This window comes from Mesorhizobium sp. WSM4820 (assembly GCF_055811075.1).
Genome location: NZ_JBVVQN010000016.1, coordinates 1 through 15,896, shown reverse-complemented (window position 1 = coordinate 15,896; position 15,896 = coordinate 1). Strand labels below are relative to the sequence as shown.

Annotated in this window: 12 protein-coding genes and 3 pseudogenes; 13 read left to right on the top strand and 2 right to left on the bottom strand. The window is 60.5% G+C overall.

Annotated features, from left to right (window positions below; all coding sequences use genetic code 11):
- Positions 1 to 544 precede the first annotated feature (544 nt).
- Positions 545 to 1,771 carry an MFS transporter gene (locus AC0L2R_RS23780; protein ID WP_473511897.1) on the bottom strand — a complete coding sequence of 409 codons (1,227 nt, stop codon included), beginning with the start codon at positions 1,769 to 1,771 and terminating at the stop codon, positions 545 to 547.
- 633 nt (positions 1,772 to 2,404) lie between these two features.
- On the opposite strand from AC0L2R_RS23780, the gene nifH reads away from it, so the two are divergent.
- The 9 genes from nifH (at position 2,405) to AC0L2R_RS23735 (ending at position 12,268) form a co-directional block, all read left to right on the top strand.
- Positions 2,405 to 3,298, top strand: a complete 894-nt coding sequence (gene nifH / locus AC0L2R_RS23775; RefSeq protein WP_404926324.1) for a nitrogenase iron protein — start codon at positions 2,405 to 2,407, stop codon at positions 3,296 to 3,298.
- Between the two features lie 93 nt (positions 3,299 to 3,391).
- Positions 3,392 to 4,894: a nitrogenase molybdenum-iron protein alpha chain gene (nifD, locus tag AC0L2R_RS23770; protein ID WP_473511895.1), complete on the top strand. Its 1,503-nt coding sequence runs from the start codon at positions 3,392 to 3,394 to the stop codon at positions 4,892 to 4,894.
- A 131-nt stretch (positions 4,895 to 5,025) separates the two neighbouring features.
- Positions 5,026 to 6,567: a nitrogenase molybdenum-iron protein subunit beta gene (nifK, locus tag AC0L2R_RS23765; RefSeq protein ID WP_473511893.1), complete on the top strand. Its 1,542-nt coding sequence runs from the start codon at positions 5,026 to 5,028 to the stop codon at positions 6,565 to 6,567.
- Positions 6,568 to 6,629: 62 nt separating this feature from the next.
- On the top strand, positions 6,630 to 8,132 hold the full coding sequence (nifE, locus tag AC0L2R_RS23760) for a nitrogenase iron-molybdenum cofactor biosynthesis protein NifE (protein ID WP_473511892.1): 1,503 nt from the start codon (positions 6,630 to 6,632) through the stop codon (positions 8,130 to 8,132).
- Complete coding sequence (gene nifN / locus AC0L2R_RS23755) at positions 8,129 to 9,511, top strand: nitrogenase iron-molybdenum cofactor biosynthesis protein NifN (RefSeq protein WP_473511891.1); 1,383 nt, start codon at positions 8,129 to 8,131, stop codon at positions 9,509 to 9,511. The genes nifE and nifN overlap by 4 nt, the downstream gene beginning before the upstream one ends.
- Positions 9,477 to 9,974, top strand: coding sequence for a nitrogen fixation protein NifX (gene nifX, locus AC0L2R_RS23750; RefSeq protein WP_473511889.1), 498 nt, complete (start codon positions 9,477 to 9,479; stop codon positions 9,972 to 9,974). Before nifN ends, nifX begins: the two co-directional genes overlap by 35 nt.
- Positions 9,975 to 9,990: 16 nt before the next feature.
- Entirely contained in the window at positions 9,991 to 10,470 is a 480-nt protein-coding gene (locus tag AC0L2R_RS23745) for a NifX-associated nitrogen fixation protein (protein ID WP_473511887.1), read from the top strand.
- Positions 10,471 to 10,578: 108 nt separating this feature from the next.
- Positions 10,579 to 11,283 carry a response regulator transcription factor gene (locus tag AC0L2R_RS23740; RefSeq protein ID WP_065010719.1) on the top strand — a complete coding sequence of 235 codons (705 nt, stop codon included), beginning with the start codon at positions 10,579 to 10,581 and terminating at the stop codon, positions 11,281 to 11,283.
- Positions 11,284 to 11,380: 97 nt separating this feature from the next.
- Positions 11,381 to 12,268 carry a universal stress protein gene (locus tag AC0L2R_RS23735; RefSeq protein WP_473511885.1) on the top strand — a complete coding sequence of 296 codons (888 nt, stop codon included), beginning with the start codon at positions 11,381 to 11,383 and terminating at the stop codon, positions 12,266 to 12,268.
- 536 nt (positions 12,269 to 12,804) lie between these two features.
- Here the strand turns inward: AC0L2R_RS23735 and AC0L2R_RS23730 are convergent.
- Complete coding sequence (locus AC0L2R_RS23730) at positions 12,805 to 13,461, bottom strand: hypothetical protein (RefSeq protein WP_473511884.1); 657 nt, start codon at positions 13,459 to 13,461, stop codon at positions 12,805 to 12,807.
- 193 nt (positions 13,462 to 13,654) lie between these two features.
- On the opposite strand from AC0L2R_RS23730, the pseudogene AC0L2R_RS23725 reads away from it, so the two are divergent.
- The 4 genes and pseudogenes from AC0L2R_RS23725 to AC0L2R_RS23710 all read left to right on the top strand — a co-directional run.
- Positions 13,655 to 13,993: pseudogene (locus tag AC0L2R_RS23725) on the top strand (oligopeptide/dipeptide ABC transporter ATP-binding protein); the annotation flags it as partial.
- Between the two features lie 361 nt (positions 13,994 to 14,354).
- Positions 14,355 to 14,807 (top strand): annotated as a pseudogene (locus AC0L2R_RS23720) (FAD-dependent oxidoreductase); the annotation flags it as partial.
- A 446-nt stretch (positions 14,808 to 15,253) separates the two neighbouring features.
- A pseudogene (locus AC0L2R_RS23715) lies at positions 15,254 to 15,484 on the top strand (ATP-binding protein); the annotation flags it as partial.
- 68 nt (positions 15,485 to 15,552) lie between these two features.
- The coding region (locus AC0L2R_RS23710) for an NAD(P)/FAD-dependent oxidoreductase (protein ID WP_473511882.1) at positions 15,553 to 15,896 on the top strand (344 nt) is incomplete at its 3' end.

Below are 15,896 nucleotides of genomic sequence, written 5' to 3'. Positions count from 1 at the left end.
TTGGATCCGGCGGGGCAACGCGCATTCTGCGCGCGCTTTTCTGTCACGGCCTGCTCGAATTTCTGGGCCTTCGGCACTCGCGCAGCTCATCGCGGGTTCGACTTGAGTTTCGGATCGTGCAGGCGTGCTGTCGGGAACCGCCTCTCAGCGACTGTTGCGCGCGATAAGGGTGGCGGGCGCAACGGTCGAACTACGGGCCGGCCCGATCGTGCCCCATGGCGTGGTTTTAAATCGAGACCAGAACGAGGCGACGCCTCAAGAACGGCACCTGCCAGCCATCCAAGCGCGACCCGCGCTCGCCCGGGCTGCGTAACCAACTCCGCCCGGGCGAACGCTGATGCACTTCCTGTAGCCGCGAACGGTGAAGCCGGCGAGGCGAGGCGCCCGGCACTGGTCGGGCCCCAAGCGGAGGCAGTAGCAGCGAACTCCACGCGGCCTATCCGATAGGCGAGACGAAGCCCTGAACCGACAAGATAGTCGTGGGCAGGATCGCGCCGCACGGCTGGTGCGATTGCATTGAGGGCTGAGCTGAAGGTCTCTCCCGTCAGGAGGTGTAGGTTGCGGCTTTCGGGCCGAATAGGAACGCTGTGAGAGCGGCGAGGAACGTGGCTACTGCGCTGTAGGCAAACACACTGGCGACGCCGGCATTGTTCACTAGCAATCCGCCGAAAATCGCACCGGCTGCGATGGCAATTTGGAACGTTGACGTCATCAGCACACCGGCGCTTTCGGCCTGCTCGGGAACAGCGCGCAGCACCATCCAAGTCTGTACCCCCACCGGCACCGCACCGAAGCCAAAGCTCCATACAGCAACCGCAATTGCCGAGGCGGACGCCGATGCTCCAGGCATCAGCAACGAGACAGCGGCTATCGCCATGAGCAGGGGCGGCAGCGCCGCGACTGCCTTGAGGCTGTGTTTCGCCAGGAATGCGCCGGCTAAATTGCCGAAGAAGCCGCATACGCCAGAAACGAGCAACAGCAGCGAGATCGTCTCGATATGGAGCGCGGGAATCTTCTCGAGGTAAGCCCGGACATAGGTGAAGCTGGCGAAATGCCCAGAAGCGACCAGCAATACGACCAAAAACGCGACCTTGATGGTTGGCTTCTTGATTACATTCAGCAGACCGCGGAATCCAGCCATTTCAACCGGCGGCAACGTCGGAATGGTTACGAGTTGCACCAGCAGTGTAACGGCATTGAGGGCTGCGGCGATCGCGAAGGTGGCTCGCCATCCCCAGATGTCGCCGACATAGGCGCCGATCGGAGGCGTGCAAACGATGGCGACCGAAACGCCGGTGAAGATTATTGACATGGCGCGCGGCAGGAGGTGATTTGGAACGAGCCGCATCGCCAGCGATGCCGAAATCGACCAGAAGCCTCCAAGCGCAATGCCGAGCACGACGCGTGCCGCCAGGAAAACCGGCAGCGACCACGCGAGCTCAGCCAGAAGGTTGGACAGGATCTGAAGCAGCATCATCGCCCACAGGACGATCCTGCGGTCCAGGCGCTTTGTTATGAAGGCGACCGTCGGCGCAGAGATCGCCGCGGCAATCGCCGTCGCTGTCATCGTCTGTCCAGCCGCACCCTCTGTGACATGCAGACCATGCGCGAGCGGCGTCAGCACGCTGGCAGGCAAAAGCTCTGCCGCCACCAGCCCGAAGGTGCCCAGGGCAAGCGATATGACCGCGCCCCATGCGGGACGAGACCGCTGATCCGGCTTTTCTGGGCCGTGCAGAAAAGTCTCCATGAAGCCTGTCGCGGATTCGGTCATGAATAAGCTCGCCAGCTTGGGTGCAACTGCAACATGGGTTCGCTGCAGCGACCCGCATTCATGGAGCACGCCGTTGCCGGCGGCGTCGCACGAAGGGAATGTTCATCGCTGCCCGACATGTTGTGACAGCGCCGCGTGCAATATCAGTGCCGGTTCTCCGAGCCGGACGAGGATGTGATCGTCGGCAGTCGTCGCATCAGGCATGTTCCATGCCGACTTCGCGGGGGCCAGTCTCGAACCAGCCATGCGCAACCAGCTACCGAGCACGCACGTCTGATGTCCCGCGGCGGGAGGCGCGCAAGCCAGTCGCTTTGCCGCCGCCTGTATGCAGCCAAAGGTCGGCTCTAGCTCGAAGGCCCAGCTTCCTCCCTAGCGGTCTCGAAGCTGACGCCTTTTGTCGGGCTTTGTCGGGTCCGCTACAGGGCTTGTCCCGACAATCACTTGTTTGGCAGCAAACACTTGTGGGAGCTCAGGCTGACTCGCGGGATATAAACGAAAAAATCCCTGTTGGTTATAAGCCAGTCTACTTGGCACGAGTCTTGAGACCCATTCGGTGTGAGGCGGCAAAAGCTGCCCATTGGCATTCATATTGCGGCCAGCCGCGACGGATGGAACGAAGGAAGGAAATCTATAATGTCAGGTCTGCGTCAGATCGCCTTTTACGGAAAGGGCGGCATCGGCAAGTCCACCACCTCCCAAAACACGCTCGCCGCCCTGGTCGACCTCGGGCAAAGAATCCTCATCGTAGGCTGCGATCCCAAAGCCGACTCCACCCGCCTGATCCTGAACTCGAAGGCTCAGGATACTGTCCTGCATCTGGCGGCACAGGAAGGTTCGGTGGAAGATCTCGAGCTGCAGGACGTGCTCAAGATTGGCTACAGAGGCATCAAATGCGTGGAATCCGGCGGCCCGGAGCCGGGTGTTGGCTGCGCCGGCCGAGGCGTCATCACATCAATCAACTTCCTCGAAGAGAACGGCGCCTACGACGATGTCGACTATGTCTCCTACGACGTGCTCGGCGACGTGGTTTGCGGCGGTTTCGCGATGCCAATTCGCGAGGGCAAGGCGCAGGAAATCTACATCGTTATGTCTGGGGAGATGATGGCGCTCTATGCCGCCAACAACATCGCCAAGGGCATCCTGAAATATGCCCATTCGGGCGGCGTGCGGCTCGGAGGGCTGATCTGCAACGAACGTCAAACCGACCGTGAGCTCGACCTCGCTGAAGCCCTGGCTTCCAGGCTCAATTCCAAGCTCATCCATTTCGTGCCGCGCGACAACATCGTCCAGCACGCCGAGCTCAGGAAGATGTCAGTTATCCAGTATGCGCCGGATTCCAAGCAGGCCGGAGAGTACCGCGCGCTGGCCGAGAAGATCCATGCCAATTCTGGCCAGGGCACCATCCCGACGCCGATCACCATGGAGGAGCTCGAGGACATGCTGCTCGACTTCGGCATCATGAAAACTGACGAGCAGATGCTTGCCGAGCTTCAGGCCAAGGAAGCGGCCAAGACGGCCGCCCAGTAACGACCGATATTGGTCGCCTCTCGAGTTGGGGCGCCTTGCAAAGAACGGGCGCCTCATCGGTGGGGCGTCATCAGACACCTTGAAAGGGGTCCCATGAGCCTGGAATACGAGAATGATGGTGCTCTCCATGCGAAGCTTATCGAGGAGGTGCTATCGCAATATCCCGACAAAGCGGCGAAGCGCCGCAAAAAACACCTCAGCGTCGCAAAGAGCGGGGATGAGGCTGGCGGGGAAAGTGAGATCCTTTCCGAATGCGACGTCAAATCGAACATCAAGTCCATCCCCGGGGTGATGACAATACGCGGCTGCGCCTATGCCGGCTCAAAGGGCGTGGTCTGGGGCCCAGTCAAGGATATGGTCCATATCTCGCACGGCCCCGTCGGTTGCGGCCAATATTCCTGGTCACAGCGCCGCAACTACTACGTCGGCACAACGGGCATCGACACGTTCGGGACAATGCAGTTCACCTCCGATTTCCAGGAGAAAGACATTGTCTTCGGCGGTGACAAGAAACTGGAACAGATCATCGACGAGATCGAGATGCTGTTTCCGCTGAACAACGGCATCACCGTGCAATCCGAATGCCCGATCGGTCTCATTGGTGATGACACCGAGGCAGTTTCTCGCAAGAAAGCCAAGGAGTACGAAAAGACTATCGTGCCGGTGCGCTGCGAGGGCTTCCGCGGCGTCTCGCAATCACTCGGCCACCACATCGCCAATGACGCGATCCGCGACTGGGTGTTCGACAAAAAGGACGTTGAGTTCGAGGCCGGTGCTTACGACGTTAACGTGATCGGAGACTACAATATTGGCGGCGACGCCTGGGCCTCGCGCATCTTGCTTGAGGAGATAGGATTGCGCGTGGTCGGCAACTGGTCGGGCGACGCAACACTGGCCGAGATTGAGCGCGCGCCAAAGGCCAAGCTCAATCTCATCCACTGCTACCGCTCGATGAACTACATCTGCCGGCATATGGAGGAAAAGTATGGCGTCGCCTGGATGGAGTACAATTTCTTCGGACCGTCCCAGATCGAGACCTCTCTGCGCAATATAGCCAAGCGTTTCGGGCCGGAAATCGAGGAAAAAACCGAGAAGGTGATCGCCAAGTACAGGCCGCTTGTTGACGCCGTCATCTCCAAGTACCGGCCGCGTCTCGAAGGCAATACCGTCATGCTATACGTCGGTGGCCTGCGCCCCCGCCACGTCATCACAGCTTACGAGGACCTCGGCATGGTCATCGTCGGCACCGGCTACGAGTTCGGCCACAACGATGACTATCAGCGCACCGGTCATTACGTAAAGAACGGCACGCTGATCTATGACGACGTTACCGGCTACGAGTTGGAGAAGTTCATCGAGGGAGTTCGCCCCAACCTCGTGGGCTCCGGCATCAAGGAAAAATACCCGGTGCAGAAGATGGGCATTCCGTTCCGTCAGATGCACTCCTGGGATTATTCGGGACCTTATCACGGCTATGACGGCTTTGCCATTTTCGCGCGTGACGTGGATCTTGCCATCAACAATCCGGTCTGGGATCTCTACCAGGCCCCTTGGAAAGAAAGCCCGCCCAGTGGGCGGGCGATAGCTGCGGAATAGACACCCTGTCCTGGCCTAGTCTCCCCAGAGAGACCATGAACCCCGCGAGCTTGTGAGCCCCGGGAAACTGGAAACGTCTCGACGTACTGAGCTGCCGAATGGCGCGGCCAGATCAAAAAGAGGTAATATCAATGCCGCAGTCGGCCGAAAAGATTCTCGACCACGCTCCCCTGTTCCGCGAGCCGGAATACAGGCAAATGCTCGCCGAGAAGAAGCTGAATTTCGAATGTCCGCACCCGGATCAGATCGTTACCGATCAAGGCGAATTCACCAAGACCTGGGAATACCGCGAAAAGAACCTCGCCCGAGAAGCGCTTGTGATAAATCCCGCCAAGGCCTGTCAGCCCCTCGGCGCGGTATTCGCGGCCGCGGGCTTCGAGCGGACCATGTCCTTCGTCCATGGCAGCCAGGGCTGCGTAGCCTATTACCGCTCGCACCTGTCGCGCCATTTCAAGGAGCCTGCTTCGGCGGTTTCCTCCTCGATGACCGAGGACGCGGCAGTATTCGGCGGCCTGAAGAACCTGGTCGACGGGCTCGCCAACACCTACCAGCTTTATGACCCGAAGATGATCGCAGTTTCGACGACCTGTATGGCGGAGGTCATTGGCGACGACTTGCACAGTTTCATCGAGAACGCCAAAGACGAAAATTCGGTCCCGCGCGACTTTGACGTGCCCTTTGCCCACACGCCCGCCTTCGTCGGTAGCCATGTCGACGGCTATGATGGCATGCTGAAGGGCATTCTGGAGCACTTCTGGAAAGGCCAGGAGCGCACGGAAGCCAAGGGAACCATCAACGTCATTCCGGGCTTCGACGGCTTCTGCGTTGGCAACAACCGGGAACTCAAACGCCTGCTCGATGTGATGGGTGTGTCCTACACCTTCATCCAGGACGCGTCTGACCAGTTCGACACCCCATCGGACGGGGAATACCGCATGTATGACGGCGGCACGAAGATCGAAGAGGTGAAGGGGGCAATCGACGCCGAGGCGACGGTTTCACTGCAGTACTACAACACCCGAAAAACCCTCGACTACTGCGGGCAAGTTGGGCAGGCCACGGCTTCGTTCCATTATCCGCTCGGCGTCCAGGCGACTGACGAGTTCCTGATGAAGATCTCGGCGCTTTCCGGGAAGGAAATCCCCGAAGCAATCCGGCTGGAGCGCGGCCGACTGATTGATGCCATGGCGGACAGCCAGTCCTGGCTGCACGGAAAGAAATACGCGATCTACGGCGACCCGGACTTCGTGTATGCCATGGCTCGCTTCGTCATGGAAACGGGCGGCGAGCCGACACATTGCCTCGCCACCAACGGCACCTCGGCGTGGGAAGCCGAGTTGAAGGAACTGCTTGCATCCTCGCCCTTCGGCAAGGACGCTCAGGTCTGGGCGGGCAAGGACCTTTGGGCTATGCGGTCACTGCTCTTCACCGAGCCAGTGGACCTGCTGATCGGCAATTCCTATGGCAAGTATCTGGAGCGCGACACCGGCACGCCGCTGATCAGGCTGACGTTTCCGATCTTCGACCGGCACCACCACCATCGCTTTGCGATCATGGGCTACCAGGGCGGATTACGCGTGCTGACGACGATCCTCGATAAGATCTTCGACAAGCTCGATCGCGAGACGAGCCAGACGGGCGTGACGGACTATTCCTATGACCTCACCCGCTAGAAGACACGGCCGGCTTTTCGCCCAGGCGGTTCGTTGCCGAATTGGCTTTGGGGACTGACGCGATGACCTCGCTCAGTGCCAAGATCCAGGACGTTTTCGACGAGCCTGCCTGCGACAAGAACCGTGGAAAGGATGCCAAGGCGCGCAAGGAGGGCTGCACAAGCCCGCTGACGCCAGGAGCGGCAGCGGGCGGTTGCGCGTTTGACGGGGCCAAGATCGTCCTGCAGCCGATCACTGACGTTGCGCACCTGGTCCATGCGCCGCTCGCCTGCGAGGGCAATTCCTGGGACAACCGCGGTGCAGCTTCGTCTGGGCCCAGCTTATGGCGCACAAGCTTCACGACCGACCTTACCGAACTCGAGGTGGTGATGGGGCAGGGCGAGCGGAAGCTCTTCAAGGCGATCCGCGAAATCAAGGAAGCGTATGCGCCGCCGGCAGTCTTTGTCTATTCGACCTGCGTGACGGCGCTCATCGGCGATGATATCGAGGCCGTCTGCAAACGCGCCGCCGAAAAATTCGGCTTGGCCGTAGTCCCGATCAATGCGCCCGGATTGGCCGGCTCCAAGAACCTCGGCAACAAGCTCGCCGCCGAGGCGTTGCTCGACTATGTCATCGGCACGGTGGAACCCGACGACGCCGGGCCGTACGACATCAACATCCTTGGTGAATTCAACCTTTCCGGCGAATTCTGGCTGATAAAGCCGCTCCTTGATCGGCTCGGGATCCGGGTACGCGCCTGCATTCCGGGCGACGCGCGCTATCTCGACGTTGCTTCCGCGCACCGCGCCCGGGCGGCTATGGTGGTGTGCTCGACGGCCCTCATCAATCTAGCGCGCAAGATGGACGAGCGCTGGGACATCCCTTTCTTCGAAGGCTCCTTCTACGGGATTTCAGACACTTCGGAAGCACTTCGCAAAATTGCTAAGCTGCTGGTGAGGAAGGGCGCCGATCCGGAGATCCTCGACCGCACAGAGACGCTGATCGCTGAGCAGGAGGCGATTGCATGGGAGAAGCTCGAGGCCTACCGGCGGGGGCTGCGAGGCAAGCGCGTGCTGCTCAACACGGGTGGTGTGAAGTCTTGGTCGGTGGTCCATGCGCTGATGGAGATCGGCATGGAAATCGTGGGCACCTCGGTCAAGAAATCCACGGTCGAAGACAAGGAGCGCATCAAACAGATCCTAAAGGACGACAACCACATGTTCGAGCAGATGGCAGCGCGCGACCTTTACGCCATGCTTTCAGAAGGCAAGGCCGATATCATGCTGTCGGGCGGGCGCACGCAATTCGTCGCGCTCAAGGCCAAGACGCCCTGGCTCGACATCAACCAGGAGCGCCAACACCCTTACGCCGGTTACGACGGCATGGTGGAACTCGTACGCCAGATCGACCTCGCCATTCACAACCCGATCTGGTGCCAGGTGCGCGAGCGGGCCCCGTGGGCGTGCCAGCCTGGTGTGAAGGACGAACAGCCGAGCACCAAAGTTGACACGGCAACGGTGCGCGCTGTCCAGGAATTCGCCGGCACGACGCGGACTATTTCGGCTGGTGTTGAGGAAATCCGATGACCCGCGTCCTTTCCCAGACCAAATCAGCTTCGGTCAATCCGCTGAAATCGTCACAGCCGCTGGGTGCCGCCTTGGCCTTTCTCGGCATCGACGGCGCAGTGCCGCTGTTCCACGGCACCCAGGGCTGCACCAGCTTCGCGCTCGTGCTCTTCGTGCGGCATTTCAAGGAAACGATCCCCCTACAGACCACCGCCATGGATGAAGTGACAACCATCCTCGGCGGGTCGGACAATCTGGAAGAGGCGATCCTCAATCTTAAGACTCGCACGAAGCCAAAGCTGATCGGGGTCTGCACGACGGCGCTGGTGGAAACCCGTGGCGAAGATTCCGCAGGCGACATCGCCGACATCAGGCTGAAACGGGCGGAAGAACTCGCGGGTACGGAGATCGTGCTGGCCAACACGCCGGATTTCAGCGGCGCCCTCGAAGAGGGCTGGGCCAAGGCTGTCACCGCGATGATCGAAGGCATTACGCGGCCTGGCGAGCGGGCGCGCCAGTCAAAGAAGATCGCAATCCTGCCCGGCTGGAACCTCACTGTGGCTGACATCGAGCATTTGCGCGAGATGGTTGAAAGCTTTGGGCTGCACCCGGTGATTTTGCCGGACCTCTCAGGCTCGCTTGACGGTACTGTACCAGACCACTGGGTCCCGACCACCTATGGTGGTACGAGCGTCGAGGACATCCGCGAGCTCGGCGCGGCCGAGCACTGCATTGCCGTCTGCGAGCATATGCGCCGGCCGGCCGAGGTGCTGCACAAGGTGACCGGTGTCCCTTACGTGCTGTTCGAGTCACTGACCGGATTGAAGGACGCCGATCAGTTTGTTTCCCTGCTGTCCACGATTTCTGGCGAGTCTGTGCCGGCCAGTGTGCGCCGCCGGCGGGCGCAATTGCAGGATGCGCTGCTCGACGGACATTTCCATTTCGGAGGCAAGAAAATTGCTATCGCTGCTGAACCAGACCAACTCTATCAATTCGCAACCTTCTTCACGGGCATGGGCTCCAAAATCGCGGCGGCGGTCACGACGACCGATATGTCGGAAATTCTGGAAAAGGTACCGGCGAAGTCGATTCAGATCGGCGATCTCGGCGATTTGGAAACGCTTGCCGGCGGCGCTGATCTTCTGGTCACCCATTCACATGGACGCCAGGCGTCGCAGCGCCTTGGCATTCCGCTCATGCGCGTCGGCTTCCCCGTGTTCGACCGGCTCGGCAGCCAGCACAAGCTCTCAATCCTCTATCAAGGGACCCGTGATCTGGTTTTCGAGGTTGCCAACATGTTCCAAGCCGACCGGCATGCGCCGATGCCTGAGGAACTTGATCCATTCCGCAAGCGGGAAACGCCAGGTGGGCCCCGTTCGTCGCCTCTCACTCGTCACTGACGAGGTTCAAGGTCCGATGCGTGAACGACAAGCAGGCGCTTTGCGTGTGGCAATCGCAACCCAGGACATGAAGGAGCTCAATGCACATTTCGGGTCCGCCAAGCGCTTTGTCATCTACGATGTGACGCGCGAGGAATGGAACCTCCTGGAAGCCCTTGCCTTCGACGACGTCTCCGACGAAAGCGGGAAACATCGGACCGAGGGGGATGACCGCATCGCACCGAAGGTGGAAGCGCTGAAGGGCTGCCACCTCCTGTTTTGTCTCGCGATCGGCGGACCTTCGGCAGCCAAGCTTGTCTCGGCAAAAATCCATCCAATCAAGGTGCCGCAGCCACAACCCATCCAAGAGGTGCTGTTGCGCACGCAGACGATGCTGAGGACATGTCCTCCGCCCTGGCTGCGCAAGGTGCTGGCCGAAGCTGGTGTCGCCGGAGAGAAACCGTCCTTCGAGGACGAGGACTGAAACGAGGAAGAGCGAAATGTTTGAAGTCGCGGTTAGCCCTGCTGTCAACGAGGACGAGGCGGCCCTTGCCAGCCCGTTCGTCAAATGCCTCGTGCGGTTGATCCGTGCTCAAGACTCCCACGGGTCATGGGACGGCAAAGCGGACGCCGAGTTGCTGGCCGACTTCATCGTCAGCAAGGAACAGCGCCGTACGATTCCAATAATCGGCGATCCCGATCCGGACGTGCTGTGGAGGCTCGACAAGTTTTACACTGCCGTCGCCCTTGCGATCGAAGAGCGCTCCGGCCTGATGGCATCGCCGATGATCGAAATGAGCCATGAGGGCTTCGGGCGCGTGCTTTTCACCGCCGGGCGTCTGGTCGTTCTGTCCAAGACCCTGCGCGACGTGCATCGGTTCGGCTTCGAGACCCTCCGCAAGCTCGCCGAGGCCGGCACGAAACTGGTCGGCGACGCAATCGCAGCCATCGAAACCTATCCCGAGGTAGCGCGCGCGTGATGAGAGCAGGTGTCGAGCGAAGGGGTCATGACAAGTCTTGAGCAGCCGCCATGGCCAGCCTGCGCAGCCGACGCGGTCCGGGCCGATGGGGCTCTTGAGGTAGCGCCGATGAAGCCACTTGTCCTGATCTGTTCGCATGATACCGAGTTCTATCTGTTCCTGAGCCACATACTGGAGGTGGACGGCTTCGCCAGTGAGCCGGCAGGCGGCGCCAAGGAAGCGCTTGCATTGGCCGACGAACGGGAATTCAAGGCCGTGGTGCTGGACTGCGGGCCAGCGAGCATAACCGGGTCTGCAATCTGCGCCCGGCTCAAGCGCGAGCCCCGGACCGGCCGGCTGCCGATTATTGCCCTGATCGCGCCCGGCGCCGAGAACCAGCACCTCGATCTCCTGAAGGCTGGCATTGACGAGAGCTTTGTGCGGCCGATCGCCCCGGCCAAGCTGCTCGACTGTCTACGGGAGAGGCTGGCGCTCACGAAGCGGGGCGCAAATGGTCTTGAAAACGGCGGCTGGCTCTCCTGTGGCGGCCTCGAGATGAAGCTCGACGCCCACCGGGTTCGCGGCAATGGCCACGACATCCACCTCGGACCCATCGAGTTCAACGTGCTGCGGCTTATGATTGAAGCTCCCGGGAAGGTCTTCAGCCGGGATGAACTTATCGGCGCGGCCTGGCCGCCCAACATCCATGTCGGTGCACGCACCGTCGATGTCCATATCAGCCGGATCAGAAAAGCCCTGAAAACGGCTTCGCCCGGCAGCGTCATTCGCACCGTCAGGTCGGCTGGCTATTCGCTCGAGAAGCCGGACGACTGAATCAAGTGCTGGGTGTGGTGCCACTCCCCTCCCGCGCGCGGTGAGCCGGTCTTGCGGCCTGAAACGCCCTAAACGAATACTCAGGAGAAGCAGGCAAATGGCTTTTAAAAGCGTACTCTGTGTGACCGGCGCTGACAATTCCGATCAGGACGTTAGAACTGCCGCCGGGTTGTGTGCCGAAGTCGGCGCGCACCTTTCCGTACTGATTATGCCTCCTCCAATGCTCCTAATGTCGTATCCGTCGATCGGAGATGGTGTCCCCGAGTGGCCTGGAGGACGTGGACAGGCAATTGCCAGATTGAACGATCGGTTTCGGCAAATCGATCGATATACACAGGACGTGGCCAGACTGGAAAAACGCTGCAAAGACATCCAGAAACTGCTGAGAGCTATGTCGCTAGCCTATGACGTTGACACCGACTATTGCGGTCCGGCAAGCCTCGGCGAAGTGGCACGACAGCGCGCGCTCTGCGCCGACCTTACGGTCATCGGACCGGGCCTCCTCAACGACGAGAATCTCGGACCTCCTGTTGTCAACGGCTGCTTGTTCGATACGGGAAGGCCGGTGCTCGTTGTGCCGAATGGCGCTGAGGTGACCCTGTGGCCACGGCGCGTCCTGGTCGGCTGGGATTCGCGTGTCGAAGCGTCCCGTGCGGTTCGTGAAGCGCTGGGTCTCCTATGCGTTGCTGAGGAGGTTCGTGTCGCCCTGGTCGATCCGAAGACGAACTACAACGGGAACGGCGCGGAGCCTGGAGCCGACATCGCTGCCTATCTCACTCGGCACGGTGCTCGGGTGTCGGTTGACCTACTGCCAAGTGCTGGCAAACCGGCTGCTATGGTGCTTGCGCAGCACGCAACCGACATTTCTGCCGACATGATAGTCATGGGCGCCTATGGCAGCCGTCGGCTGCGTGAGCGGCTCTTTGGCGGTGTGACCAGATGGATTTTTGAAAAGCCGACATTGCCGCTGTTTTTGGCTCGATGACGGTTCCGGAGCCGCACCGATGCTGTTCGAAGCTCTACCGTGATGCCTGCATTCATACCGTAGATGCTCTCCATCGAAACAATCATTGAACATGAAAAGCATTGCTCGGGAGGCGACGCCCGCCGGAAATCGCTCCAGTCATGCGCAAGGCGGAAAGTGGAATGGAGTCCTCCCAGTTCTGATACCCAGGGCACACCACTCAATTTAACCGCTCGCTTTCCTGGCGCATCCTGCAGCACCACGAGCTGACGATTGTGCTCGCGACCGCGGGACGCATTCGGTCCGCAGCTTTGTCGAGGCTGCCTTCAAGCGTGTTGGGAGGGAGATCGTCTGGAAGGGAAAGGCATTGACGAGGTAGGCCGCGAACGCAGGATTAAACAGGCGCTGATCCGGATAGAAGCGGCTATTTCGGTCCAGGCCGAGGTGGACCCGCCGATTGGCGAGGGCTGCTAAGGCGGCCACCAAGCACGGTTGGAAGCCGAAGACGACTTTGATGAGCTCGTCTAATGGTCGAGACCGATTGCCACGCTTCGGCATCACACTCGTTTAAAGGGAAAGGTAATGATCTCGCTGGAGGGCAAGCGCGTCTGGTCTCCGGCCACGGCCGGCATGGTTGGGGTGCGCAGCGGTGCGCCGCTGTCCGGCGCGCCCGAGGCAAAAGCCCTACGTGGCTTGCCGTTGTAAAACCAGCTCGCCGGATAGCCGGACACTACGCTGGCGTTGTCGACGGAGTTCGGGCCAAAGCCGTCTCTGTAGAACCCCACCGTATGAAAGATGAAGGTATCTCGTTCGATATCGACGAGAGCGATGATGTGCGGCTTCCACCCGAACCTCGGGTCGAAGCCGCTCATCCGATCCTGGAGCCGTGAGTCAACGCCCGCGGTCAGATAATCCTTGCTGCTTCCAGCGTAGAGAACATCTGCGCCGGATCCGCAGAGCTTGTCATTGTCCCTCCCGAAAATGCGCGGTTCGTCGCGGCCATTGTCACCGGAGAGTTCCTCCCATGCCTTCTCGCCGCAGGATCCGTGATCGCTTTCCCGGGTCAAAGATTCGCCTCCGCAATCGGCGATCCGGTCGATGCCACTAGAACCTAAGCTAACATCGTGATGCTCGTTGCCGAAGGCTTCGGAAGCTGGTTGACCGCTAAGAAACCGTTTCAGCTGTAGGATGAGCTTTTTGATTTCAATTCTCACAGATGCAGCCCACCACGCGACGAAGCGCCTCCATATATCGCTCGTCGAGTCATCGCTCTAATCGATTGCCATTATGCTCTCATTTGCACGATGAATGTTCCCACGTGCATTTCGCCTTTCCGCCGAGCAGTGCGCATGGCATTGCGGCGGCCCCACTGGTGGCCAATCATCTGAACATTCGAAATGCCAAACCGCCCACCGTGTGGTGGTCACGTATCTCGGCCACATCGTCGAGCAGATATTGTCGCCGCGCTACCACCCCTATACCGATGCACTTTTGTCGGCGATTGCCGACACCTGTGTCGTCAAGAAACACATTGTGCTCGAAAGCGACATTTCCTCGGCGATGGATCCGCCGAGCGGCTGCCCCTTCCAGACGCGCTGTCCGCGCAAGCATCCGGTTCCCAGAGAAATTTGTGAGCGCGAGGTTCCGCCCATCCAAAAGCTGCCCGGTAGCCATAATATCAAGTCCCACCTACCGGACGACGCGGTCTTCGCAGTGATGGAGCCGGTCATCAAACTCAAGCCTTAGCCCGAAGAGGAGGCGGGGTGAGACAGGCGGCATCGGGATAGGATCAATTCGCGGTCGTGTGTGCGCCAGCTGCTGTGCGGCCGTGTGGACGCCTCTACAGCCTCCATCGCTGTTAGGTCGCCATCGGGGTCCCGACTTAGGCGCGGCGCGCCCTGCCGGTGCCCCTCCTCACCGGCAGGGCCCCTACTTTCAACCAAACGAATGACCGAGACGAATTTCCCGAAGGCCCGCCACGGGATCTTCTTGGGTAGAGATCGCCGAAGACAACGGCGTCGGCAACGCACGCCGACGTAAGGCCGCCGGACGGCGTGATCGAAGCCAACAGCATCATTGCCGCGACCGGACCTTTCCAGATCCCCATCACGATCGCCCGCCGCGGGCCTATCGCGGGCGCAACTCTAATGGTGGCTGGGCGTCCTCGGCAAGTGGGACGCCGCGGCGACGCAAGCTTGATGTCGCTGCTGGATGAAGCCGACGCCTATGTCGCTCGCAACCATCTCGACCTCTCGGAAGAGCCCACGGCCCGTCGTATCGACCAGGATCCGGAATGCGCGACCAATCCGATCCGCGAGCTCGACCTGGCCGACGTCGGGACAGCGGCGATCGTCTGGGCGACAGGCTTTGCTGTTGACTGCAGCTTGCTGAAGGTCGACGCCTTCGACGAGAAGGGCCGGCCAAGGCACCACCGTGGCGTCTCGAGCCAGCCCGGCTCTATTTCCTGGGTTTACCTTGGCAGTCGCAAAGAGGGTCCAGCTTCTTCTGGGGCGTCTGGCATGATGCCAAACACGTGGCCGACCGTATTTCGACGCAGTGAAAATATCTGGCCTACCATGCTGCCGCGAAGGGCCAGCCCGTGGACGCCTGACCTGACCCTGCCCGGCCTGCGGTGTGGAAGGGTCACTGCCGCGAGCATCCATCTGCCCGCATCGTCGGTTATCCGACAATGTCGGGTTCCGGACGAGCTGGAATTCGAGAACTCATTGCTTGGGCAGACTTCTTTTCCGGCACGCTTCATGCATGGAAGTTTTCGAACGCATTTGTGAGATGTCATCCCATGCTAGCCCCTCGAGCGCCCGTCAAAGCCGTGAAAAAGCCAAATCCTGTGGTGGAGGCAGCCGCTAGAAGCCGCCGTAACATCCGGAAAAGCTGCGCGACAGCATCACACTCGTCCTTCTCGCCCTTGGCGTGGGTTTGGCGCCCGCTGTCGATGTCGCCGACCTTGGGCCCAAACGAGGACAGGCTTTTGCCTTCCTCGCGGTCGCGACCGCGGACGGCAAGGCCATTGTCCAGGTGAGCGACGACGGCGCCGGCATTTCGCCGAGCAACCGGGCGCGTATTTTCGAGCCATTCTTCACCACGCGCCGCGAATCCGGCGGCACCGGCATGGGCCTCGGCATCGTACTGGCCCTCCTGAAAGCGCATGATGGCACGATCCGCCTGGTTGAGTCCGAGCGCGGCACGCGCTTCGAGATCTTCCTGCCGGCTGCATGAATTGCAGCATGATCGTTTCAGAAGAACCGGCTTCGGGATCATGCTTTAGAACTGGAGAAGCGAAAAAAGTGCGCTACGACGTCGTCATCATCGGTGGAGCCATCGTCGGCTCCTCGATCGCTTATTATCTGCGCGAGGAAGGGTTTTCTGGCTCGATCGCGCTGGTCGAGCGCGACCCGCAATTCGCCCATGCGGCGACGACGCTGTCCTGCGCTTCGATCCGCCAGCAGTTTTCGATTCCCGAAAACATCCGGCTGTCGCAGTTCACGCTGAAACTGTTCCGGCGGCTGACGGAAGAGTTCGGGGCCGACGCCGATATCGGTTTTCGCGAAGGCGGCTACCTCATCCTTGCCGGCGAGAACGGGTTGCCGATCCTCAAGGCCAATCACCAGACGCAGTTGGCCGAGGGCGC